The organism is Desulfovibrio cuneatus DSM 11391 (assembly GCF_000430005.1).
Lineage (GTDB): Bacteria > Desulfobacterota > Desulfovibrionia > Desulfovibrionales > Desulfovibrionaceae > Frigididesulfovibrio > Frigididesulfovibrio cuneatus.
In genome coordinates this window covers 26,181-50,981 of record NZ_AUCY01000004.1, presented here as the reverse complement: position 1 = coordinate 50,981, position 24,801 = coordinate 26,181, and the positions used below count along the sequence as shown (strand labels likewise).

The 24,801-nt window shown below is 53.6% G+C and carries 17 protein-coding genes; 14 read left to right on the top strand and 3 right to left on the bottom strand.

Going from position 1 to position 24,801, the window contains the following annotated elements; all coding sequences use genetic code 11:
* Nucleotides 1-13: 13 nt before the first annotated feature.
* On the top strand, nucleotides 14-1,969 hold the full coding sequence (gene metG, locus G497_RS0100210) for a methionine--tRNA ligase (protein ID WP_027186631.1): 1,956 nt from the start codon (nucleotides 14-16) through the stop codon (nucleotides 1,967-1,969).
* Between the two features lie 298 nt (nucleotides 1,970-2,267).
* The gene (locus tag G497_RS0100205; protein ID WP_051257670.1) at nucleotides 2,268-2,774 is read left to right on the top strand and encodes an outer membrane lipoprotein; all 507 of its coding nucleotides are present in this window, start codon (nucleotides 2,268-2,270) and stop codon (nucleotides 2,772-2,774) included.
* Nucleotides 2,775-2,913: 139 nt separating this feature from the next.
* On the opposite strand, the gene G497_RS0100195 is transcribed toward G497_RS0100205, so the two are convergent.
* Complete coding sequence (locus tag G497_RS0100195) at nucleotides 2,914-7,371, bottom strand: autotransporter outer membrane beta-barrel domain-containing protein (RefSeq protein WP_169726947.1); 4,458 nt, start codon at nucleotides 7,369-7,371, stop codon at nucleotides 2,914-2,916.
* Between the two features lie 587 nt (nucleotides 7,372-7,958).
* Here G497_RS0100195 and G497_RS0100185 point away from each other — a divergent pair.
* The 12 genes from G497_RS0100185 (at nucleotide 7,959) to G497_RS15895 (ending at nucleotide 23,498) form a co-directional block, all read left to right on the top strand.
* The gene (locus G497_RS0100185; RefSeq protein ID WP_027186628.1) at nucleotides 7,959-8,909 is read left to right on the top strand and encodes an aspartate carbamoyltransferase catalytic subunit; all 951 of its coding nucleotides are present in this window, start codon (nucleotides 7,959-7,961) and stop codon (nucleotides 8,907-8,909) included.
* Between the two features lie 305 nt (nucleotides 8,910-9,214).
* A complete protein-coding gene (locus G497_RS0100175) occupies nucleotides 9,215-10,489 on the top strand; it encodes a dihydroorotase (RefSeq protein WP_027186626.1) in 1,275 nt (424 codons plus the stop codon).
* A 179-nt stretch (nucleotides 10,490-10,668) separates the two neighbouring features.
* Complete coding sequence (locus G497_RS0100165) at nucleotides 10,669-12,429, top strand: CgeB family protein (protein ID WP_084515784.1); 1,761 nt, start codon at nucleotides 10,669-10,671, stop codon at nucleotides 12,427-12,429.
* A 54-nt stretch (nucleotides 12,430-12,483) separates the two neighbouring features.
* On the top strand, nucleotides 12,484-14,031 hold the full coding sequence (locus tag G497_RS0100160; RefSeq protein ID WP_027186624.1) for a glycosyltransferase family 9 protein: 1,548 nt from the start codon (nucleotides 12,484-12,486) through the stop codon (nucleotides 14,029-14,031).
* A gap of 248 nt (nucleotides 14,032-14,279) precedes the next feature.
* The gene (argS, locus tag G497_RS0100155) at nucleotides 14,280-15,929 is read left to right on the top strand and encodes an arginine--tRNA ligase (RefSeq protein WP_027186623.1); all 1,650 of its coding nucleotides are present in this window, start codon (nucleotides 14,280-14,282) and stop codon (nucleotides 15,927-15,929) included.
* A 480-nt stretch (nucleotides 15,930-16,409) separates the two neighbouring features.
* Nucleotides 16,410-17,279, top strand: a complete 870-nt coding sequence (locus tag G497_RS0100150) for an SPOR domain-containing protein (protein WP_027186622.1) — start codon at nucleotides 16,410-16,412, stop codon at nucleotides 17,277-17,279.
* Between the two features lie 18 nt (nucleotides 17,280-17,297).
* Entirely contained in the window at nucleotides 17,298-18,086 is a 789-nt protein-coding gene (locus G497_RS0100145; RefSeq protein WP_027186621.1) for an MlaE family ABC transporter permease, read from the top strand.
* Nucleotides 18,083-18,916 (top strand): ABC transporter ATP-binding protein, encoded by an 834-nt coding sequence (locus G497_RS0100140; protein ID WP_027186620.1) that lies wholly within the window; start codon nucleotides 18,083-18,085, stop codon nucleotides 18,914-18,916. Before G497_RS0100145 ends, G497_RS0100140 begins: the two co-directional genes overlap by 4 nt.
* 89 nt (nucleotides 18,917-19,005) lie before the next feature.
* Complete coding sequence (mlaD, locus tag G497_RS0100135) at nucleotides 19,006-19,452, top strand: outer membrane lipid asymmetry maintenance protein MlaD (RefSeq protein WP_027186619.1); 447 nt, start codon at nucleotides 19,006-19,008, stop codon at nucleotides 19,450-19,452.
* Nucleotides 19,452-20,099, top strand: coding sequence for an MlaC/ttg2D family ABC transporter substrate-binding protein (locus G497_RS0100130; protein ID WP_027186618.1), 648 nt, complete (start codon nucleotides 19,452-19,454; stop codon nucleotides 20,097-20,099). The genes mlaD and G497_RS0100130 overlap by 1 nt, the downstream gene beginning before the upstream one ends.
* Nucleotides 20,100-20,107: 8 nt before the next feature.
* On the top strand, nucleotides 20,108-20,842 hold the full coding sequence (locus G497_RS0100125) for an MlaA family lipoprotein (protein WP_169726946.1): 735 nt from the start codon (nucleotides 20,108-20,110) through the stop codon (nucleotides 20,840-20,842).
* 205 nt (nucleotides 20,843-21,047) lie between these two features.
* The gene (locus G497_RS15895) at nucleotides 21,048-23,498 is read left to right on the top strand and encodes an ArnT family glycosyltransferase (protein ID WP_051257667.1); all 2,451 of its coding nucleotides are present in this window, start codon (nucleotides 21,048-21,050) and stop codon (nucleotides 23,496-23,498) included.
* A 131-nt stretch (nucleotides 23,499-23,629) separates the two neighbouring features.
* On the opposite strand, the gene G497_RS0100115 is transcribed toward G497_RS15895, so the two are convergent.
* Together G497_RS0100115 and thrB are read right to left on the bottom strand one after the other, a co-directional pair.
* A complete protein-coding gene (locus tag G497_RS0100115; RefSeq protein ID WP_027186616.1) occupies nucleotides 23,630-24,229 on the bottom strand; it encodes a hypothetical protein in 600 nt (199 codons plus the stop codon).
* On the bottom strand, nucleotides 24,226-24,780 hold the full coding sequence (gene thrB, locus G497_RS15890) for a homoserine kinase (RefSeq protein ID WP_051257666.1): 555 nt from the start codon (nucleotides 24,778-24,780) through the stop codon (nucleotides 24,226-24,228). The genes G497_RS0100115 and thrB overlap by 4 nt, the downstream gene beginning before the upstream one ends.
* Nucleotides 24,781-24,801: the final 21 nt, after the last annotated feature.

The window sequence follows — 24,801 nt, the reverse complement described above, 5'->3', positions numbered from 1 at the left end:
TAATGGAGCATTTGTGAACAAGTTTTATTTAACAACGCCAATTTATTATGTGAATGCCAACCCCCACCTGGGGCATGCCTTTACCACCATTGTGGCAGACGTTGCCACCCGTTTTCACCGCATGATGGGTGATGATGCCGTGTTTATTACCGGAACAGACGAACATGGTGACAAAATTGTGCAGGCTGCAGAAAAGGCAGGCAAAGCGCCAGAAGTATTTACCACAGAAGTGAGTGATTCATTCCGCGCTTTGTGGCCCAAGCTGGAAACAGAGCCCCATGCCTTTATGCGCACCACAGACCCGGCCCACATCAAGGAAGTGCAGGCGTTTTTGCAGCGCGTGTACGATTCCGGCGATATTTATTTTGGGGAATATGGCGGGCATTACTGCCTTGGCTGTGAACGGTTTTATACGGAAAAAGAGCTGGAAAACGGCATGTGCCCCCAGCACCTCACTAAGCCGGAATACATTAGCGAGAAAAACTACTTTTTCCGCATGAGCAAATATGCCGACTGGCTGAAAGACCACATTCGCAATAATCCTGACTTTATCCGCCCGGAACGCTACCGCACGGAAGCTCTGGCCCTGCTGGAAAGCGGCGAGCTGGAGGACTTGTGCATTTCCCGGCCTAAAAGCCGCCTTACCTGGGGCATTGAACTGCCCTTTGATAAAGACTATGTGTGCTATGTGTGGTTTGATGCCTTGCTAACCTACATCAGCGCCCTTGGCGGGGTGGAATCAGAAGGGTTTGCCAAATACTGGCCCAGCGCCCAGCACCTGGTGGCAAAAGACATTTTAAAGCCCCATGCTATTTTCTGGCCTACCATGCTCAAAGCCGCCAACCTGCCCATTTACAACCACTTGAATGTGCATGGCTACTGGCTGGTGCGGGACATGAAAATGTCTAAAAGCATTGGCAACGTGGTTTCCCCCCTGGGCATGGCAGAGCAGTATGGCATTGACGCCTTCCGCTACTTCCTGCTGCGTGAAATGCACTTTGGCAACGATGCCAGTTTTTCCGAAGATGCTTTGGTGGCCCGCTTGAATGCCGACCTTGCCAACGACCTTGGCAACCTGTATTCCCGCGTGCTTGCCATGACAGCCAAGTTCTGCGGCAGCCGGGTTCCAGCGCCAGGGGCGTTTACCCCGCTGGAAGAAGATTTGGTACGCCTTGCAGACGACAGTATGCGCAATTTTCAAATGCTTTTGGGGTCCATGCGCTTTTCTCAGGGTATTGAAGCCCTGTGGGAACTGGTTCGCGGCCTGAACAAATATGTAGACACTGCCGCGCCTTGGGCATTAGCCAAGAATGGCGAAACGGAACGCCTGCACACTGTGCTGTATATGCTTCTGGAATGTATGCGTAAAATAGCGCTGCACGTGTGGCCCATTATGCCCGGCAAGGCAGAGCGTATGTTGGAACAGCTTGGCGTGCCGTTTGATGGTGCCAAGGCCAACCTGCAAGGGGAAATTGGGCATTTTAACGGCCTTGTGCCGGGCACAGAAGTGGCCAAAAACTCCAACCTGTTCCCCAGGGTGGAACTGGCCGCCAAAGAAGAAGCGCCAGCACCCGCGCCTGTGAATGAGAAAAAGACCCCGGCCCCCAAGGCCAAAGAAGCTGCCAAGGCAACGGAAGCCCCTGCCACCATTCAGTTTGAAGATTTTGCCAAAATAGACATGCGGGCTGGCACCGTGGTTGAATGTGAACCGCACCCCAATGCAGACAAGCTGTTGCGTGTGCTGGTGGACCTTGGGGAAGAAAAACCCCGCCAAGTGCTTGCAGGCATTGCTGCCTATTTTGCCCCGCAAGATTTGGTGGGCAAACAGGTGGTGGTGGTGGCTAACCTGGCCCCTCGGGCCATGCGCGGGCTGGATTCCCACGGCATGATTCTGGCAGTAAAAACAGAAACCGGGCTGGAGTTGGTACAGGCAAGCGGAGTGGTCCCCAACGGTTCTCAAGTAAGCTAGAAAGCGCTGTTTTTTCCGCTTGGCGGCGTTGCTACCCTAAAGCCGACGGCAGTCGCGAGCCGTGGAGCGAGGGCGGAGGGCACAGGCGGCTATGCCGCCGAAGCATCTCCACGACGCCCGAGTGAATATTTGAAACGCTGTTGCCGTGTGCAGCAGCGTTTCTTTTTTAAAGCAGGCTTGTTTTGTTCAGTATATACAGGCAGGGCTATGTATGGTATAGGCTTCCCACTGAACGCGTTTGTCGGAAAAGTTGTTTATTCCAATACATACAACGCACATAGTATACAGGAGCAACTTTATGCCTAGCTCACAAAACTTCTTGCATTCCATTGGAGTGCAGCGCCATACGTCCCAGCTTTTGTGCTTTTTACTCATGTTTTCCCTCTTGTTCAGCGGGTGCGCTTCCCTCACCGGAAAGAGTGTTTCCGCGCAGCAGGCCGAAGTAACCCACACCACCACACGCGGGGTGATTGTACAGCTCGACAGGGCATACATTGAAAATAATCCCAGCCTGTGGGGGGCGCTTGGGGGTGCTGTAGTAGGGGCCATTGCGGGCAGCGCTGTGGGGGGCGGTTCCGGCCGAGTGCTCATGGGTGTTTCCGGCGCAGCTTTGGGGGCACTGGTGGGGGCTGGCATTGAACGCCGCCTGAACCGGCGCGACGGCATTGACATTACCCTGCGCCTGGAAACTGGGGAAACCATTGCTATTGTGCAGGAACTGGGGCCGGAAGAGCGTGCCATGCGCCCAGGCGACAGGGTGGTGGTGCTGCGCGGGTCTGATGGTTCTGCCCGCGTACGGAGGTAAGCAAACGCTAGTTCATAAGGAAACATATGGAGTTTACAGCATTTCTAGATTACGTTGTTTGCGTTCCCTACAAAAAAGGCCAGCTTGTGCTGGCCTTTTTTGTAGGGAACGGCAAGGAATACGTCACTGTTGTCCCTGTTTAAAACTCCACCTTCAGGCCCAGTTGACCGGAAATGGCTCTGGATTCTTGCTTGTCAAAACCATACTCATACCCTACGCGGGCATTGAACGAAATGTTTTTGCTGATGGATGCATCAAACCCGGTTTGTATGCCCATGCGGGTTCCCGGCAGGGTGTTTTTAAACACCACATCCCCTTGTGTAGGAGTTGCAAAACGCGTTTTTGTATCATTGCCAAAGGTGTCCAGCATATTGAATGTAACCCAAGCTGACTTTTGGGTTTCCGGGTTTTCCCCCCATTCTTTTGCCAGACGAAGGCCACCGCGCAAGGTTGTGCTTTGGGCATCGTCGAAAGAAACGTGGCCTGCATTATCATGTGCGCTACTAATGCTCACCTGCTGATAAATAATCTGGGCTTGTGGTTCCAGCACCCAGCCAGGGGCAAATTCAAACCCTTGGCCAGCTTCAACCGAGGCCGACCAACTGGCACCCCATGTTTTCAGTTCCTGGTGATTTACAGAGTTTGCTTCAATATCATACCGGGTGCCTTGAATAACTGCATCAAAATAGCTTCTGTTACTGGTAATGTGCGTCAGGTAGGCACCAAAACCCCAGTTGTTCTGGGTGCTGGAGCCTGCATCGGAAAACGAATCGTCCCAGCTGCGGTGGTCAACATTGCTTTTGCTAAGGCCAAAGGTGCCAAACAGTCCTAAGCTGGTTCTGCCAAACTCATTGTGGCTTACCCAAACATCTTGTCCCACCTGGAAAGCACCGCTGTCTGTCGAGGTACGCACTGCATTGTCTTCCAGCCCGCCAGCATGGTTACTTCTGTGTTCACCTATGGTGCGGCTCCAAAATTTTGCTCCGGATTGTTCAAGCGCAGCAACAGACCCCATGCGTTCATGCAAACTGCCAATACTTTGCTCTGCATATTGCAAGGCCTGGTTAGACATATTGCTGTAAAGTGATGTTTCCGCACGGAATACCGTGGCAGATGCCAAATACCAGTTTTCATCTGCAGCGTTGCGGTTTAAACGGTATACATAAGGGCCACCAAACACAACGCCGCCAGGGTTGGCAAGGTCAAAAGAATTAGGTGCTGTGCTGCCGCCGTTTTCCACGGTAACAACGGGAATGCCAAGCCCTTGTGTCTTGTCCCCCAAGGCGTTGAGTGTGTTGATGAAAATGTGAGTTTTTCCGGTTGCTTGGCCGCCGTCAATAATAATTTTATCACTTATTTGCGGTGCACCACCAAGAACCGTATACAGGCTTATGGTGCCGCCGTTGCCTACAAGGGTATCTACCTTAAGGGTACGCAGGCCAATGTCTGAAAGCAGGGCAGGGGGAACAAAATTGATCCGGCCTTCAGTGCGCATGGAAGAAACAACAGAGCTGCTGGTCATATTCCATACGCTTGAACTGTCAATGTTCATGTCCAGAGGGTCAACCCAGCCTGTAAGCGTTGCGCCATGAAGCAGTTGCAGGGTTGCGCCATTTTGCCCAATGACGTTGCTTGTAAGTTGTGCGTTGCCAAGGCTGCCATCAAGGGTAAGGGTGCCTGTATTCACATGGGTTCCACCCTGCCAAAGGGTTTTTCCCAAAAGGGTAAGTTCCCCACTGCCTTCTTTTACAAAGGTGCCACCAGCGGTATCTCCATCCGTTATGGTACCGTAAAAGGCGCTATTGCCGTTGGTGTTGTCGGCAATGAAGGTGCCACCGTTCAAGGTAACAAGGCCACCTGCGGTGCCATCGTTGCTCAGGCGTTGAGCTGTTTGGGTTGTACCTGCCAAGTCCAGGGTGCCAGCACTGTTCACAAGAATATTGCTGCTTGTGGCGAATACGTTGTTGGTGTCCAGGGCTTGCAGTATGCCTTCATGAACCGTGGTTTTCCCGGTGTAGGTATTCACTGCGTCCAGCCGCAGGGTACCCACACCATATTTGTTCAGGTCTTTACCGTTCCATCCTTTATCTGAGATGCCGCCGCTAAAGCTTGAAGTTTGATCACTTAATACCGTATCAACAGTAAAGCGTCCGCTATCAAGGGTGAAGTTGCCAGTACCATACTGCTGCCCACCGTCTAACCAATTTAAAGTAAAGCCAAGCCACAGTTCTGTGTTGCCAGCGCGCAAGGCACTGCTGACGGACATGTAGTCCAGGCCTGTATCATTGACACCAATCAGATTGACACCTCCGTAGGTGCCTGTGATGCCACCTACGGCATCTATAAGCTTGTATCCCTGGGCAGGGTCTGTAATGATGCTGGAACGGTTGGGGGTGTCGCTGGCTGTGAAACCTGTTATTTCCAGGGTTCCATCAAGAACAGCACTCCCTGCTATAATATCGGCCCGCCCACCAGCCAGCCAAGCACCAAGCTCTACTTTGAGAGTGGAGCCAGCTTCCTGCGTGAACACACCGCCAATATCAAGCACCGAGTTGTTTTCGCCAAGTATGGTGGTGGCTCCGTCACGGGTTGTATATGAGCCAAGGGCTGCAAAGGAGGTTGTTGGGGTAAGGGGATCGTTCTGGGTGAACTGCAGCGTTCCTTCCTGAACATCCACACTGCCAACTGTATTATTTTCATTCTCCAGCGTCAGGGCAGCAGTGCCGGTTTTTATCAGAGCACTCCCTGCTGTGCCAGTGAACGAGCCCGCATACACCGTACCAACCGAGTTGGCGACATTCAAGCTGCTGCCGCCCAGCGTTGTTACTGTATTCTGCGTGCCGGAAAAATTATTTACGGTAGCGGTGTTCCCTGGTGTAAGAGCGCTGAGGTCAAAGGTACTTGTGCCATTTACGACAACGGCGCTGCTTTGCGCAATAGAGCCAGCACCTGCAAGGGCCAAGGTGCCGCCATTGACGGTGGTGGCCCCGGTGTAAGTATTGCCTGCGGAGAGGATAAGCGTGCCGTCTCCATTTTTGGTCAGGGTTGTGCCGTCCCAGCCCGAGGCAAACAGCCCGCTCTGGTTAACAAGGGGCACATCCACCTCAAAGCCAGTGCCTGCCCCCATGGTGAAGCTGCCTGTACCAAACTGGTTACCGCCGTCATCCCAGGCCAGCCCAAAGGTCAGTTTATAGTCGTTGCCCACTATCTGGCCATTGCGCAGCATAAGATAATCTGCGCCAGTGGCAGAGAAATTGGTATTACTGAAATCGCCCACAATGCCAGAGGTTGTGTGGATAAGCGTATAAGAATTCAGCTGTGTGACCAGGCTGGCTTTGGCAAGGGCCTCTTCAAAAAAACCAAAAATGGTAAGGATGCCGCCAAGGCTGGCGCTGTTGGCGTTGATTTTTGCCGTGTTGCGATCATTGAGGGTCATGTTCAAGGTACTGCCAGCGGCCTGGGTGAAGGTGCCGCCCACATTCAGGGTGGTCCCCGCCGTGTTCAGGCTGGTGGTGGCCCCGTTTGCTGTGCTGTAATTGCCGTCAACCTGGAAGGTACTATTGGGGTTACTAAGAGTCAGCCCCCCGTTTTGCACGGCAACAGAACCCGCCACATGGTTGGCGGTGTTGGTCAGTGTCATGGTACCTGCGCCAGTTTTGGTCAAGCCGCCACCAGCGGCGCTGCTTATTTGCCCGTTCAAGATTAAATTGGCCGCCGTGTTAAACGTGCCGCCACCTGCACCCAAGGTGACAGTACGGCCTGAGGTCATGGCTGCGGTGGTTTCCAAGGTGCCGCCAGTCAGGGTCAAGCGCCCAGCCGCCTCCCCCAAGTTGGCATCTTTAGCAATGCTGAGCAGGGCGTTGGTATCAATGGTTGTGCCGCCGGAATAGGTATTGTCGCCTTTAAAGGTAACCTTGCCACCAGAGCCGGAGTTGATGATGGTCATGGCACCTGGGTTTCCGTCAAAATCTCTGATGACCCCGGAAAATATGGAGATGTTGCCATTTTGGTCAATGCGGTTGCTCTCCCCCGGAAGAAAATCACCAGCACCGTGGGCGGTAAAGCTCAAGTTGTAGGTGCTGTTGGCCAGGTCCATCTTCAACACGCCGCCTTTAAACTCCCGCCTTACCAAGAAATCTAGGTCATTGGACGAATTGGGTTGGTTGGTATCAATGGGCGTCATGTTGGAAAGCTGTCTGAATTCCCCATCTCTATTGGCATAAAAATCAAAAGGAACAGTAAAAGTAGCATTATATGACGGACTATATACAGAAACAAGTAATGTATAGACTTGACCGGCCACAACATTCAATGCGACTTGCGGGCAATAACCAGTACTAGGGCCACACTTGATAATTGTTGGGGCCAGAGCGCCCAAGGTGGTGCGGTGGATGCTCTCCGCCGTGTCATCATTGCCTTTCACGGCGTTTGTTCCGGGCGCTGTTGGGTCAAAACCACCACTATACACAATCATAACGGTATCAACAGGAGAACTCGTTTGCCCAAAAACATAGGTACCAGATTCTGTTGGGCGAAAGTTCACCGTAACATACTTAAATTGATTGTTCCCCGGGCTTAACTGGGTTGGGTTAGTCAAAGGACCATTCCCCAAAGAACCTTGCGTAAGGCGCATTGTACCCACATCGGCTGAGGAAGTAACCGACTCAAATATTATGGCCAGGGCATTGGGAGGAAAAACAAGACACATGACCAAGACAAGGTGTACCAGTACTGCAAAAAATGTATGTTTTTTTTGCCATGGCTGGCGGTACCTGGCATGCGTTGGTGGGCACGCAGAAGAAGAACGTGTTGTGTGCATGTGTTTCATAGGTACAAAATTCCAGTGCTACACTTAAAAATAGCGAAATGAGTTGGGTTGAGAAGTTATTTTATCTGGTTATTGTAAAGCACAAGATGAAATTGGAGTCAAGAGTAATCCATGGACATTATGTGTATTTAAAAGAATATTTGCATCCAGGCGGCTTCCTTGTTGGTAAGCTAAGTGCTTACCTGCATATAACCACCATATGGGAATTTCTTCTTCTTAGTTATTTTTGGCTAGACTCTTGCCCACACCTGTGCCAAAATTACAAAAGAACGCTGCCGCAGCAAAGCGGCTTTTACCCATGACGGAGAGAAAACTTATGCCTTGGAACACATGGACTTTGCAGGAGGCATGCGCGCATGAGCGATAAACCATGGCCCCATAAAGACCTGCTGGATGTAACCGACCTTACCCCCAGTGAAGCACTCCATATTTTACGTACAGCAGAACAGTTTCAGGAAATTAATGCCAGACCTATCAAGAAAGTACCTACTCTTCGAGGCAAGAGCGTGGTACTTTTTTTTGCGGAAGACAGTACGCGTACCCGGCTTTCATTTGATGTAGCCGGCAAGCGTCTTTCAGCAGATACCTTTTCCCTCAGCAAGTCTGGTAGCAGTATGAACAAGGGCGAAACCCTGAAGGATACTGCCCTTACCCTGCAAGCCATGAGCCCGGATATTATTGTTATTCGCCATTCTTCCAGCGGGGCAGCCGCTTTTTTGGCCCAGCGCCTTGAATGCAGTGTGGTGAACGCAGGGGACGGCTGGCACGCCCACCCCACCCAGGCCCTGCTGGATGCTTTTACCCTGTACCAGCAGTGGGGCGGGAACTTTGCCGGTAAAACGGTCAGTATTTTTGGGGACATTGCCCACAGCCGTGTGGCCCGCTCCAACGTCATGTTGCTTTCCCGCCTGGGGGTAAACGTGCGCCTGTTTGCCCCGCGCACCTTGTTGCCTGCCCATGTTTCTACCTGGCCTGCCACGGTGTGCCACACCCTGGAAGAAGCCGCGGAAGGGGCAGACGCCCTTATGTGCCTGCGCCTGCAACTGGAACGCCAGCAGGCAGGCCTGTTGCCAGACCTGCGTGAATATGCCACGCGGTTTTGCCTTGGGCAGCGCCACCTTGCCATGGCAGCCCCTGGTGCTGTTATTATGCACCCTGGCCCCATTAACCGTGGTATTGAAATTTCTTCCGAACTGGCAGACGCGCCGCAAAGCCGCATTCTGGACCAGGTTGCCGCCGGGGTTGCCACCCGCATGGCACTGTTATTTATCTACGGCTCTAGGTCTTCCGGCCCTGCCGAAACCTAGGGGAAGCACTCATTTTTCCGTTTGGCGGCGTTACTCGCTTTTTTTTGAAGCGGGGCAGGACCAAAGAGTTGACTCGGCCCGTCCTGGGCCTCGGCCTTCGGCTCCCGCACTGCGCGCGGTTCCCAATTCCGCTTTCCTGCGGAATTGGCAGCACCCGCCTCAAAAAAAACTCGTGCCTTGCCAAACGAAAAAATGAGCACTTCCCAAGTGCCATGTAAAATGGTTGTCTTCAATACTACTAGACCATTGCTCTGGCCTTGCGTCAGGAAATTGGCTTCACCCTTAGCTTACCCATAGAGGCTGTTATGACCAACGCCCCTGCTTATTATATTACTCAGGCCCAGTATAAAGGCGCGCTTGTGGATGTTGTGGTTACTGGTGGGCGCATTGCCGCCATGGGCCCCGCAGGTTCCCTTACCCCCCCTCAAGGGGCTGAAACGGTGAATGCCGCCGGGTTGCTCCTGTTCCCCAGCTTTATTGATGCCCACGTCCACCTGCGTGACCCAGGCTATACCTACAAGGAAGATATTGCTTCTGGCCTTTGTGCCGCAGCCTATGGCGGCTTCGGTGGCGTTATGGCCATGGCCAACACCAGCCCGGTGAACGACAACGCCACCATAACCGAAAGCATGCTGGAAAAAGCCCGCCTACACTGGCCCCATGGCCCGGTGCTGTACCCCATTGGGGCGCTCACAGTGGGGCTTGAAGGCAAAGAACTGGCCCCCATGGGTGAACTGGCAGACGCGGGTTGTTCTGCATTTTCCAATGACGGCAGGCCCGTGGAAAACACGGAACTATTCCGCCGGGCTATGGAATATGCCGCACAGTTTGGTAAGGTGGTTATTGACCATTGCGAAGACCCTTACCTTGCCAAAGGCACCCATATGAATGAAGGCGAAGTGAGCAGCCGCATTGGGGTGAAGGGCCAAAGCACTGTGGCTGAAGCCTTGCACGTGGCCCGCGATATTCTGCTGGCTGAATACCTGAATTTACCCGTGCACTTGGCCCACATAAGCTGCCGCCAGTCTGCAGAGCTTATTGCCGCAGCCAAGAAAAAAGGGGTGAAGGTTACCGCAGAAACGTGCCCCCATTACCTGCTGCTGGATGAAACTGCTCTGGAAACTTACGATTCCAACGCAAAAATGAACCCGCCCCTGCGCCCCAAAGCTGATGTGGAATTTATGCGCAAGGCAGTGCAGGAAGGCGTGTTCGATATGTTTGTTACCGACCACGCGCCCCATGCCCCCCATGAAAAAGAACACCCCCTGGACCATACCCCCAACGGCATTATTGGCCTTGAAACGGCCGTTACCCTTACGTATGGGCTGGTGCGGGAAGGGCTTATTACAGAAGAAGCCTTCATACGCATGTGGCACGACAACCCCGTGGCCGTGTTTGGCCTTACCCCCAATAAGGTGGAAACTGGGGCACCTGCCTGCTTCTTCCTGTTTCACCCCACGCAAGAGTGGGTAGTGGGGCCGGAAACCTCGCATTCCAAAAGCCGCAACACACCGTACTGGGGCAAAACCCTGCAAGGCAAGGTGACAGCCCACTTCCTGCAAGGGGTACGGGTGGTGTAACAGGCTGCCTGAAGGGAGCACGTATTACCTGGGGGGCTTTGGCCCCCCTTCCTGTTTTTGGCTGCGTATACGCCTTGCCCTGTGCCCATGCCACTGGTATGGTGGCACATATTGTGCATGTTTTTTAATCGACTAATTGCCTTTTGCTTTACTAACATTTGTTTTCCGTTGGGTGAGCCGTGAAAAAATCTTCTCCATCACAGTCTGGGGCAATTTACAGTGCCAAGGCCATTCGTGAGCAAGGCGTAGTAAGCGACCTTGAAGTAACACATGAAGGCCGTACCTTGCGTGTGCTTGGCCCAGGCGGCGTTGCGCGTGAACTGGCCCTGCTGGACTATTGTGAAGAGTGGCTCGGCCCAGCCAGCCGTGGAGGCACACAAACAGTGCTGCCCGTATTGCTGGGAGCCGGGGTGGGGTTTGCCCTGGATGCGTTGGTGCAGGCACTTGCCAGCCGCTTTGGCACACACTTCCGGCTGGTGGTGGTAGATAAGGAATTGCCGCTGCTGGAAGCTTCCGGCTGCCGTGAACGGTTTGCCGCTTTCACAGGCATTACCTGGGTGCATGCCCCCACAATTGAAGCGGCCTTGTGCAGCATTACCCACGAGCAGGATGCTGTTGAAGGCCTTGCCTTGAAAGCCCTGGTACACCCCTTTTACCTGCGCCTGGACAGAGAATTTTATGCCCCCCTGCGTGAAGCGTGCGAAGCCAGCCAAAAGGCCAATTTTTGGGAACGTATGCGTTACCCCCGGTTTGCTGGCCCGGTGCCACGTGTGTTGCTGCTCACCAGCAAATACTTCCTTATGGGGGAAGTAATTGCCGCATGCGACCGCATGGGCGTGCCGCACAGGCTTGTACATTTGCCCGAAGGGGAAACAGGCTCCGAAGAATTTGTGGAAGAATTGCTGCGCCATGTGCTGGAGTTTCAACCCGATTTTGTGCTGACACTGAACCACCTTGGGGTAGACAGGGAAGGAGTGCTGGCAGGCCTTTTGGAGCGCCTGCAACTGCCGCTTGCTTCCTGGTTTGTGGATAACCCCCACCTTATTTTACACATGTATTCCCGGCTGGTAACGCCCCTTACGGCTATTTTCACCTGGGATAGCGACAACCTGCCAAGCCTGAAGCAGATGGGCTTTGAGCATGTCTTTTACCTGCCCCTTGGGGTGGACCACATGCGGTTTTGCTTGCCCAAGTCAAGCCAGGCTCCTGCCCCGGCTGGTTGGCGTGCTCCTGTTTCCTTTGTGGGTAATTCCATGGTGTACAAGGTGGAGGCCCGCAAGGAAGCAGGCGAGTTCCCCCCGGTGCTGCTTGAACGCTATAAAGACGTTGCGGCAGCGTTCAGCGAAAGTGCAGAACGCTCAGTAACCGCATTTTTACAGGCGCATTTTCCGGCAGAAGGGGCGGCCTATGAAGCGCTGGATACGGCAGAGCGCAAGCTGTGTTATGAAGCTATGCTGACCTGGGAAGCAACGCTGCAATACCGCCTTTCCTGTGTGCAGGGGGTGTTGCCGTTTTCCCCGCTAATTGTGGGGGATGGTGGCTGGCATTCCCTGCTGCCTCAAAGTGGCTGGCGCTATGCTACAGAATTGAATTATTATGAAGATTTGCCGCGCTTTTATCCCCTTTCCACAGTGAACTTTAACTGCACCAGCAAGCAGATGAAAGGGGCCGTGAACCAGCGAGTGTTTGATGTGCCCGCCACAGGCGCGTTTCTGGTTACCGACTTTCGGGAACAAATTGCCGACCTGTTCCACCTGGACAAGGAAGTGGTGTGCTACCAGTCGCCGGAAGAAGCAACAGAACTGGTGGACTTTTACCTCAAGCATGAAGCCCGGCGCACCCAGGTTGCCCAGGCGGCACGCAAGCGTATTCTTGCCGACCATACCTATGAAAAACGTCTGGAAGCACTTTTTGCCACCATGCGTAAAGCCTTTGCCTGATGTGGACCATGTGGATAATGAATGTGGTTTTGCATGAAGGGGGGCCCCCTCGCCATGAGTAAGGCTCCGTTACTTGTTTTGCAAATGCAACGCATGGGCGACCTGGTGCTTTCCTGCCCGGCGGTGCGCCTGTTGCAGCGTTCTTTTCCTGGGCACCCTGTGTGGGTGGTGGCAGAGCGCATGTTTTCTGCACCATTGCAGCCCCTTACCCCCGGCATTACCTATTTTGATGCCAGTAAACTGGATCAATTACGCCAGCACCAATTCCATATTGTGTTAAATTTAAGCCACAGGCCCGAGGCGGCTCTGCTGGCAGGCAGCCTGCACAGCGACGCCCTGTTTGGCCCGTATATGAAAGATGCTGGCGGGCAAGCGCTGCATATTCAAGGGGCATGGCAACTGTACCGCGCCGGACTTACAGGCAACAATCGCTATAACCTGTTCCACTGGGCAGACTTGAATGCCTTGGACATGGTTTCCTTAGCCGCAGTGAAGAACAGTGTATGGTCTGCACCCCGTGCCTTGGCAGCTAGTGCCAAGGGGCACAGCCCACGCATTGGTCTTTTTTTGGGGGCAAGCGAACCGGAAAAACATCCCAATGCCTCTTTCTGGGCTGAGCTTACAAAACTCCTGCGCGCCAAAGGTGCCAAACCTGTATTATTGGGTGGACCTGCCGAACAACCCCTGGGGCGGGCGGTAGCCGCCCAGGTGGGTGACGTTACCAACATGTGCGGTCGGTTTTCCCTGGCAGAGCTGGTGGCATTTATTGCAGAGCTCGATTTGTTCATTACGCCGGATACTGGCCCCATGCACCTTGCCGTGTGGGCGCAGACGCCTGTGCTGAACCTTTCCATGGGGCCTGTGCATGCCTGGGAAACAGGGCCGTTTTTTCCTGGGCACCATGTGCTGCGGGCCAACCTGGACTGCACCGGGTGCTGGAACGCCTGCCCCCCTCTTACCTGCCACAAGCACATAGCCCCCCCCAGGGTGATTGCGGCAGTAGAAGCCATTTTACAAGGCAACTCCCAACAGAAGGACGATGCGGCTGCCGCCTTTCAACGCACAGGTCTTGCCACACGTCTGGCAGGCCTGGAATTGTTGGAGTCGGGCAGGGGGAAAGAAGGCCTTTATACCCTTACCACCCTGTGCACAGGCCGGGCCTTGCCGGGCCAGCAGCATAGCACCCGTAATGGCAATGAGGCAGAAACCACAGGACTGCTTGCCTTTGCAGAGCCCGGCGTGCCCCAAGCCCGGCAACTGCTAGCCAATTTTTGGCAACAATGGTTTATAAGCACTCTTGGCCACGCCCCTGCAATACCCCTGGAACACACCGCCGCAGCCCTTGCCCAGCAGCACCCGGAATTGGCCAAGGCCTTGCAGGGTGCGGCCCGTGCTCTTGCCTTGTTCACTGTGCGGCTACCTGCCGAGCCAAAAGATTTTTCCCATAAATTCAGCGAACAGTGGCAAGAAACACCACAGTTAGTACACCCGCTTGCCGGGTACGCGCAAATGTTCCTGCAAAACGCTAATGGCAGCCTTGCTGCACGGGGCACAGTGCTGCAATGGGTTGAGAGGCTTACCAGCCTCTTAGAGAAACGCTGAGTTATTCCGTTTGGCGGCGTTGCTTCATATTTTTTAAGAAAAAGACTCTCCACTCTGTTTTTTACTGCAAAAAGAGGGCACGAGTTGCCCTTTGCATGCTGCTGCATTTTGCTGTATAAGAACTGCCTTGCCTTTGCTGCCATCAAGCGCCTTGTGCAGAGCACTTTATTTTCAACAGCTCTCAGTGGCACTGCTGTTCAGGTTGCGTTGCAGGCATTTTTTTCACCAATAAGCATACCGGATACCTCATGCGCTCCACCAAACACCTTACTGCGTTATTGCACACTGTGCTGCAGGAATTGGGCCTGCCGTGGCCTGAAAAAACCACCATTGAACCCCCAAAAGATAAAAAATTTGGCGACCTTGCCGTTAACTGTGCTTTGTTGTTGGCAAAGCAGGTGGGCAAGCCCCCACGCACCCTGGCAGAAGAAATGGCAAAGGCCCTTTTGGGCGCTTCTGCCGATATTGCCAAAGCGGAAGTGGCTGGCCCGGGGTTTGTGAACATTACCTTTACCCCGCAATTTTGGCAGGCAAATATTGTGCGCACTGAAGAACAGGGCGATGCATACGGTTCTTCCACCCTTGGTAAGGGTAAAAAAATGCAGGTGGAATTTGTTTCCGCTAACCCCACCGGGCCATTGCACGTGGGCCATGGGCGCGGCGCTGCCGTGGGCGACAGCATGGTGCGTATTTTGCGCTTTTCCGGGTATGAAACGCAGGCAGAATACTACCTGAACGATGCTGGCAACCAAATGCAAACCTTGGGGCTTTCCATTTGGCTGCGTGTGCAGGAACTGGTGGGCAACAGCACGGTGCCATTCCCTGAAACATGCTACCAGGGCGAATATATTACGGACATTGCCCGTGGCATGTTGCAGGAAAATGCCACACTGCCCACGTTGCCGGAAGCTGAAGGGCGGCAACTATGCTATGAAACAGGCCTGGCCCTTATTCTGGATGGCATAAAAAACGACCTCAAAAATTTCCGCGTGCACCACGATGTATGGTTTTCCGAGCTCAGCCTTGTGGCCAATGGCGAAGTGGAGCGCACCCTGAATGCCATGAAGGCCAGCGGGCATGTGTATGAAGCGGATGGTGCCCTGTGGTTCCGCTCCAGCGCCCTTGGCGACGACAAAGACCGGGTGTTGCGCAAGTCAGACGGTTCCCTCACCTATTTTGCTTCCGATATCGCCTACCACGCCAACAAGTATAACCGTGGGTTTGATGCCGTTATTGATGTGTGGGGGGCAGACCACCACGGCTATATTCCCCGTATGCGGGCCTGCATTGAAGCCCTTGGCCGCCCGGCCGAAGCTTTTGACGTAATTTTGGTGCAACTGGTAAACCTGATGCGTGAAGGCAAGCAGGTGGCCATGTCTACACGTGCCGGAGAGTTCGAAACCCTGGAAGATGTGCTAAAAGACGTGGGGGTGGATGCTGCCCGTTTTATCTTCCTTTCCCGCAAAAGCGACAGCAAGCTGGACTTTGACCTGGACCTAGTGCGCCAGCGTACCATGGACAACCCGGTATACTATGTGCAGTATGCCCATGCACGGGTAAAGGCCGTGCTGCGCCGTGCCGCCGAGCAGGGCATTGGCACCCAGGCTTCCAGCAGCCTTGCTTTATTGCAGGAAGAAGAAGCCCTTGACCTTTTGCGCTGCCTGGACAGGTTCCCCCAGGTGGTACAGGATGCAGCCACAGGCTGTGCGCCGCATTTTATCAGTTATTACCTTATGGACCTTGCCGGATTGCTGCATAAGTATTATGCAGTGCACCAGGTGGTGCTGGCTGAAAACCTGGAGCAAACAGCCGCCCGCTTGCGCCTTTTGCAAAGCGTTGCCCAAACGGTTAAAAATGGACTGTTGCTTTTGGGTGTGGAAGCTCCAGACAGCATGTAGCCTGTTTTTGGCCAACAACACGCTTATTTTCGCAAACATCCGGGCAGGGAAAGGTGCATGGCGCTTTTCCCTGCTTTTCAATAAGGTAAAGACCATTGCAAAACGACGTTTTACGTGCCTTTTCCATCCTGCTTCGTTCTGCCTATGTAGACCGAAACATGGCCTAAGTCCGAAAAAGCGCTCATGTAACAGGGAAAGTAAATTTCCCTTATTCGAACTTTTGGGAGCGTCTTCCCTGTGTGAAGCCGCCTTAAGAATACCAGTTAATCACCTTGCGAGGCGGGAATATTCTTGCATCAACGGCCTGTTACAGGTATGGCTTAAGAGTTCATGGCAAAAAGTAGGCTATTATGGGCATGTGTGGCCTAAGCGCGTATTCCCCAAAACATAAAAATTAATACTATCCGGTTTTTGAGCCAGTTAGCATTGAAGAACAACAAATTTTATTCATACAGCACACGGTGCAGTAAGGTTACGCATATGGCAGAACAAGGAAGACCACCACAAGGAGGCCCCGGCGGGGGCGGCGGTGAAGCCACCGGGGGAAAGGGAGGCAAAAAAAAGGGCAGAACCTTTACCATTACTTTTACCTTGCCCACACTTATTACGGCCCTGCTTGCAGCCAGCTTTGCCTGCTTGTGGATTTTTTTTCTCGGGGTCATTCTTGGCACCGGGCACTTTCCGGAAGATAAAATTCCCCGCCTTGGCAAACTGATGCCACAGGGTGTTCCTTCAGTTCCTACATTGCTTGCGGCAGACGCCCCCCCGCCCAGTGCTGCGGAAGGTGCAAAGCCTGCCTCTTCTGCCCCGGCACAAAAAGCACCTGGCACAACTCCCATGGAAGTGGAAACGCAGGAAGGGCCGCAGGTTATGGGCAGGCAGGACTTTGGCTTTCATGAAGCCTTGAAGCCTAAACCCAATGTAACTAATTCTTCCCCAGCCAAACGCACGGCAAAGACGGAAGCAGGCGCCCAAGAAAAGAAAACAGAGGCTGCCAAAAAGAAAGAGCAGGAAGCGGCAACAAAAGCGGCTGCCCAAAAAGCCAAAGAAGCAGAACAAGCCGCTGCCAAGGCCAAGGCAGCCAAAAACGGGAAGAATATTTTTGTATATGAATTTCAGGTAGCTGCCTACAAAGACAATGCCCCTGCACAGGCCATGACAGATAAACTGCGCCGTGCAGGCTTTACCACCACAGTGGAAAAAGTAACCGAAAAAGGCACTGTGTGGTTCAAAAGCATGGTTACCTTCCGCGGCACACCTGAAGAGGTGGACGCAACCCTGCGCCCGGCCCTGAAGCGCCAGGGCGTGCAGTCGCTTGTTCGTAAATCGAAAAAACCCGTAACCTCTTAGGTTGGTCAGGCTATGCGTATGGTAACAGTGCCAGTGGTGGCAGTGGGGCGTGCAAGCCTTGCTTTTGTGGGGGAAATGGGGGCAATGCTCATTTTCCTTCTGCTTGGCATGCGGCACATGTGTTCCTCCACCAAGCAACTGCAACGCGTGCTGCGCCAGGTGCATGTTATTGGGGCTGGCTCTTTTTTCCTTATTGCGCTTATTGGGCTGTTTACCGGCATGGTGCTTGGCCTGCAAGGGTATTACACCCTTACAAGGTATGGCTCGGTTGGCATGCTGGGCTCTGCTGTGGCCCTTACGCTTATTCGCGAACTTGGGCCAGTGCTTACGGCCATTATGGTAACTGGCCGTGCCGGTTCTGCCATGGCAGCGGAAATTGGGGTTATGCGCATTTCCGACCAGATAGATGCTTTGGAAGTAATGGACATAAACCCCTATGCCTACCTTGTTTCCCCCCGCATAACCGCCTGCTTGTTTGTGTTCCCGCTGCTTACTGCTGTGTTTAACGTGGTGGGCATTTTGGGCGGCTACCTTACCGGGGTGCAGCTTTTGGGGGTAAACCAAGGGGTGTATTTTTACAGCATTGAAAGCAGTGTGGTCTTTGCCGACGTGGCAGGTACCTTCATAAAATCGGTGTTCTTTGCTCTTACCGTTGTTACGGTGTGTTGCTACAAGGGCTTTTTTGCCAACTTGCGGCAAGACGGCATGGGCCCGGCTGCGGTGGGCAATGCCACTACCTCTGCCGTGGTTCTTTCCTGTGTGCTGCTATTACTGGTGGACTACGTCATTACTTCGGTGCTGCTATGACAATAACTACGCAAGTGTGGGACATTGCCCTGGAAGGGCTTACGGCGGGGTATGGCCCAAAAGTGGTGCTGGAAAATATTAGCACCGTGCTGCCCGGTGGCAAAATTTCTATGGTGCTTGGTGGTTCCGGGTGTGGTAAATCAACTTTACTACGTCAAATTATTGGACTTTCTGCCCCCATGGAAGGCAAAGTGCTTTTGGGAGGCAACGATTTTTTTGCTATGAAGGATGCAGAGTTTCGCCGTATGCGGCGGCGCATGGGCGTTCTGTTTCAAGATGGAGCGCTACTTGGTTCGCTGACAGTAGGAGAAAATATAGCCCTGCCCCTGCGTGAACACACCCACCTGAAAGAAGCAGAAGTGCAGGAAATTGTGCTGCATAAGCTCTCTCTTGTGGGGCTTGCCCACACGACAGCGCTTTACCCCAGCCAGCTTTCCGGCGGTATGCGTAAGCGGGCAGGTTTGGCCAGGGCCCTGGTTACAGACCCACCCATTCTGCTGTGTGACGAACCTACTTCTGGCCTGGACCCCATTAGTGCGGCCCAAATGGATGCCCTGTTGCTGGAAATGAGGGAGCGCTTTCCTTCCATGACCATTGTGTGCGTCAGCCACGACATGGAAAGCGTGAAAGCAATAGCCGACCATGTGCTGGTGCTTCATGAAAAACAGGTTATTTTTCAAGGCAGCCTACATAACCTGCAAGAAACTACAAAGCCGTATTTACTCCAGTTTCTTGCCCGCGCCCCCATGCGGGAAGAAGAACAGGGAGCAAGCTACCCCTTAAGCGAGGCAACCCGCGCCCATATGCACAGGGAACTTGAGTTGCAATAACCTTTGGCATGATTTATGGTGCGCTATGCACTGTTGGGCATGCCCAACCTGCACTGCATTTTTTAAAAAAGCATGGAAATGAGCAAAGCATGAAAAAATATTCTCTTGAACTGCAAGTCGGGCTATTTGTTCTTGTGGGCTTTCTGTGCCTTGGGTATCTCACCATCAAGCTTGGAAAAATGGAGCTTTTCGCTTCCCATGGACACACGTTTGAAGCCGATTTTTCCTCTGTTTCCGGGCTAAGGCCTGGGGCGGGGGTAGAAATTTGTGGTGTTTCAGTGGGCAAGGTAACCAGCATAAGCCTGCTGCCCGAAGAAAACGGCGCGCGCATTACCATGAACCTCAATGAGACGGTGCATATCACCGACGATACCATTGCTTCCATAAAGACAAGTGGTATTATTGGCGATAAGTATGTAAGCCTTTCCATTGGGGGGGGCAGCGCCCTTGCCGCTGGCGGGCGCATTTCAGAAACGGAAGCTTCGATTGACCTTGAAAGTCTTATCTCTAAATATGTGTTTGGAGGAGTAAAGTAATGCGGCTACCCAAGTGGATTTCCAGTTTTTCTCTTGCAGGTATTCTTGTTGTTTCCCTGTGCCTGCCTGCATTTGCCACCCCGGCCCAAGAAGCACGGGCAACTCTGGAAGCTTCCATAAACCAGGTATTGCAAGAGCTGAATAAACCGGGCCTGCATCAGGTTGAAGAACAAAAAGCCATTTTGCAGCGTATTGAATCCGTTATTCGGGGTATTTTTGACTTTGAAGAACTTTCAGCACGCACGGTGGGACCTGGGTGGAAAAAATTTACCCCAGACCAAAAAGCTCGTTTTGTTGATGAATTTTCTGACCTGTTGCGGGAAACATACCTGGAAAAGCTTAATGGCTATAACGGGGAAACCGTTGTATACAAAGGGGAACAAACCAGCACCGCAGGCGATAAGGTGGAAGTGCTTACCTCCGTTAACATCAAAGGCAAAGACGTTCCTGTTTCCTACCGCATAATCAAGAAAGACGGGTGGGTTGTGTACGATATGGTGATTGAAGGCATCAGCATGGTACAAAACTACCGCTCCCAGTTTCAAGACCTGTTACTGAAGGGCGACGTGGAAGCGCTTATTCGTCAGGTGGGGGCAAAAGCCCAGGAAACACGTGCCTATAACAAAAAACAACAAATTACCTTATGAGCCTGCCAATGAACACCATGAAAAGGTTTGCCGTGTGCCTTTGCCTGTGGGGGCTTTTCTGTTCCCTGCCTGCCTGGGCAGTAGGTTCTACTCCTTCTCTTGATGACGATGACGCCATGCTGGACAAAGTGTCTGTTACCGTGGCAGACCCCTTAAAGCCCATCAACCGGGTTATTCACTCGTTCAACGATGTGGTAATTGATTACGTTGCCCGCCCCCTGTACACAGGCTATTCCTATGTTACCCCGCGCTTTGTACGAACAGGCATTGGGAATGCCTTTCATAACGCCTTGTTTCCGGTGCGCTTTGTAAACAATATTTTACAGGGCAAAGGCAAGGCTGCCGGGGTGGAAATGTCGCGTTTTGTTTTGAATACCACTGCCGGGCTGGGTGGCCTTATCAATGTGGCGGAGAATCACAAAACCATTGTGCCTGTTTCGGATGAAGACCTTGGCCAAACGTTTGGCGTTTGGGGCATGGGGGAAGGCGTGTATCTTGTGTTGCCGTTCTTTGGCCCTTCTACCCTGCGTGACACTATTGGCAAGGTAGGCGACAACTTTCTCGATCCCCTGACGTATATTTCCCCAACGGGCCTCAGCCTTGGCCTGAAAGGTGGGAGAACGTTTAACGAGCTGGACGGCGTGCTGGACCAATATGACAACATAAACCGCATGGCAGTAGAACCATATACGGCGTTCCGGGATGCATATGTACAGCACCGCAGGGCTCTTATTGCCAAATAACCGCTGTTTTTTTTCATGCACGGCCCGCTTTGTGTTGCAAGGCTGCCGCAATAGTGGCCTGCCTTGTACTCTAGGTGGGCCATTTTTTTAGGAAACGCGCATTCATTCCGTTTCGCTACGTTACTTCCTCAAAAAAATCGTGCCTTGCCAAACAAAAAACCAAGCGTTACCCAAATGCTATTTGACAGTATTGCAGGAACCACCTATGAACATTGAAGATTCTTCCCCTTCTTCCAAAGTAGTGGCGTCCACTTCCTCTGCTTCTGCCGCTCCAGCGCCGGAAAAGACTGTGGCGCAGGTAATTGCGGCTAGCAAGCACGGGGCACAACCGTTGGGGGCCACGCAAACGGCGTTGCTGGAATCTGAAGCTGCGCCTCATGCCGCCCTTGACCCTGCTACAAACCCCATTCTTGACGGCGATACCCTGTTAATGGGTGCACAGCCCATGGATACCCCTTTGGACGCTTCCTTGGATGCTCCCTTTGATACTCCTTTGGATGCCAGCTATGCAGCGTACCAACATCCCATAACGGATAACTCGCACGCTGAAACTGCCACCGCCCCTGCTTCTTCCCCTGTTGTGGCAGAGCCGCCCTTTTTTGCCCAGCGCCCTATAATGCGGGTGGAAAGCACTTTGCCGCCTTCCGGCAGTTCCAAGCTGTTTGGCGTGCTGGCCTATGCCCCTTTCATTACGCTGGTTGCCCTGGTGGTGCTGCAAACCATTTTTACGCTGGACGCCCGCGATTTGTGGTATTCCGACGAAATTCGCCATGCAGATGCCTTCCGCAACCTGCTGGATGGCGGCAAGTGGTTGGTGCTGGAAATGAACGGCCAGCCATACCCGGACAAGCCACCGCTGTATTTTTTGTTCCTGCGCGCCTTATATGAGGTGCTTCCCGCCGGGTGGCAGTCCATTCCTGTGGTGTTCTTTGTCGGGGCAGCCCTTTCCGGTGTGCTGTTTATGCTCAGCACGCTGGTGCTTGGCCGGGGGGCGGGTAGGGCCGATGGCAAAACCTTGCTGGGGGCTGGCCTGTTGCTGCTTAGCACCGGGTACATTATGGGGCTGTTGCATTACGGCCGCATGGACTTTTTATTCGCCGCCCTCATTACCCTCAGCTTTACGGCGTTTTTCATTGCCGTGGGCCATAGGCGTTCAATGTTGTGGATGGTGCTGGCCTATTTTGCAGCTGGCCTGGCCTGCTTGGTAAAGGGCCCCCTTGGCCTGGCGCTGCCCCTGCTTGCCACCCTGGTATTTACGGTCTGGCGGGGCACACCGGGGCGGTTGTTCCGTAGAGATTCCCTTATGGGGTTTGCCGTTGCTGTGCTTGTTGTTGGGGCCTGGGCCGCTGGCGTAAGCTACACCATGGGTGGACCTTCCTATTTTATTAATGTGGTGTTGAAAGAACAGGTACTTGCCCGCGCTGTCAATACCTTCCACCACAAAGAACAATGGCACTATTATTTGGTGCGCCTGCCCCTTGCCCTGTTGCCCTGGAGCATTATTGTGCTGTGCCTGCCCTGGGGCAAGGTGCTGCTCCCTTCTTTCTGGAAAGGGGTGCTTGCCACCCGCAAGCCGGAAGCTGAAGGCACGGCCTTTCTTGTGTGCATTGTGCTTGCCACCCTTGGGCTTCTTTCCTTGCTCAGCGGCAAAATAGTTATTTACTTTTTGCCAGCCTTGCCCGCCCTGGCTATTTTGGCTGCACGGGCTGTGCTTGGCTTTGGGCCAATGGGTGCTGCCATGCTGCGCTACGCCATGGCAGTGTTCATGGCCGTTGCCGGGGTGGCAGGTGTGGTGGGAACCCTTATGCTGTATGGCACATTGCCCATGCCTGCCTTGGGCAACCTGCCTGCCTGGCACATTCCGCCCAACGTCTTCTTTTTTGCGGTATCGCTCCTGTTCCTGGGGGCAGCGGCGTTGCTGGTGTTTGGCCTTGGCAGCAATCGGCCGGAAGGGGTGTTGTTGCTTATGACCCTGTGCGCCACACTGGCAAGCTACCCCCTGGCCAAATATGTAGCGCCTGCTTTTAATGCCATCCTGAGCCCAAAACCCATTGCCCAGACCCTTAAAAGTTATGTGGAAGCCGGGTATATGGCGTTTACCCACAACGACTACGGCGGCACGTATACCTTTTATGCAGAGCAGGTGGTGCCGGAAATAAGCCTTGAAAACCTTGCCCAAAAAGCAGAGCAGGGCACCCGCGTGGTGGTTGCCATGAAGCGTAAACGCTTTGATAAATGGGCCGATAAACCCGCCTGCTTTACCCCGGTGTATGAACAATGGATTGAAAATAGCCGCTACGTGCTGGCAGCCTGCCCTCCGTTAGGGCAGGAAATTCCCCAGCCCTTGCCCCAAGAGGCTGTGGTGCCCCCCATTGCTCCTATTGCCCCAATAGTACCCCAACGCAATGGCACAGGAAGCACAGAATTGGAAAAAGCTGTGCCGCCCGAAAGCAATGGGCCAGACCTGACTAAACCCACCGTGTGTGAGCCCCCTGTGGAAGAATCCCCTGCAATGCAGGGTATACCGGGGGAACAAGCCGTACCGCAGCCTACAGGACAACCCGCAGGCGAACAGGGTGAACCCACAGAAAAGAGTGAACCTGCAGAACTTAAGGATTTCAGCACCTCTGCCGGGGATAAACAGCCAAATCAATAGGGTATAGTTGGTAATGCACAAAGCAAACCGCGCACCTCTGTTTTTTACAGAAGTGCGCGGTTTTTTTATCTAAAGTGTCGTTAACTAAGAGGGTGATTCATGTGTAAAAAGCAATACTACATCCTACATTGTCACACCCTTGGTGCCCCATTTGCCAGCATTTCCGCCAGGGTCATGTTTACCCGTGGCAGGGGCTGGCGCACGCTTTGGCGCAGGGCCAGTTCAATGGCGGCCAGTTCCTGGTAGAAGGGGGTGCGGTTCAGGGTGGGAATAATGCACCCCTGTTGTTCCGCCGCAGCGTTGGGCGGGTACATGTGGGTAAAGCGCTGGCAGCCGGGGAATAAACGGCGGGTGCCGTCCGGGTTATGCACTTCATTGCGAGTACCGTGCATACGGCAAATCATCAGGCGGTAGCGGTACAAAATGCACAGGCCGTTTTCGTTCAGGGGGCACATTTCCTGCGGGGGCAGGCCCATTGCTTGCGCCTTGTGGGTGGCAGCCACCACGGCGCGGGCGCGGTCCAGCACGGCAAGGCGTTTTTGCGGGGGCAGGGTGCGTACCCCTTGCCATAAATACAGCCATTCGCTGTAGGTGTGGTGTTGAAAAAAGCTGGTGCAGCAGTTCGTTTCGCAGCCGGAGCAGCTCAGGCCTGCCTCTTTAGCACAGGTATCATACGCCTGCTCCATGCGCTGGTACAGGGTGGCAAGCCGGGCGGCAAGCTCTTTGTTCATTCTGTTGCCTCAAGCCATTCCGCAGCTTCACGTGCATAGTCTTGGGCAGGGGCACTGCCCCCTTGCACAATGAAGGTGGCTGCTGCGGCATAGAGTGTGGCGCGCTCATAATACAAATCTTCCACCGTTTGCCCAGGGGCAATGGCAAGGCCGCGTTCCGGCTTTCTGGCAATGCGCTCCAGAATAATTTCCAGAGGCACGGCAATATACAATATGGGGCCAAGGCTTTGCAGGTAGCGTATGCTTTCCGGCCTGTACACAGCGCTCCCCCCGGTGGAAATAACGGTGCGCCGCACGTTCAGGCGTTGAATAACAGCGCTTTCAAGGTCAAGGAAGGCGTCTTTACTCATGCTGTTGGTAATGTGTTGCAGCGGGGCCCCGTAAGTTGCTTCAATCACATGGTCGCTGTCCAGGTGGGCCCAGTTGAGCAGGGTGGCAATTTCCTTGCCAATAGTGGTTTTGCCAGCGCCTGCCATGCCCACAATGCTCATGCAGCCTTCAGGCGAAATTTTGCTGGGGGAAGGAGTGATGAAAGCAGGGAGGGTAACCATATGCGCTCGTTCCGTAATGGG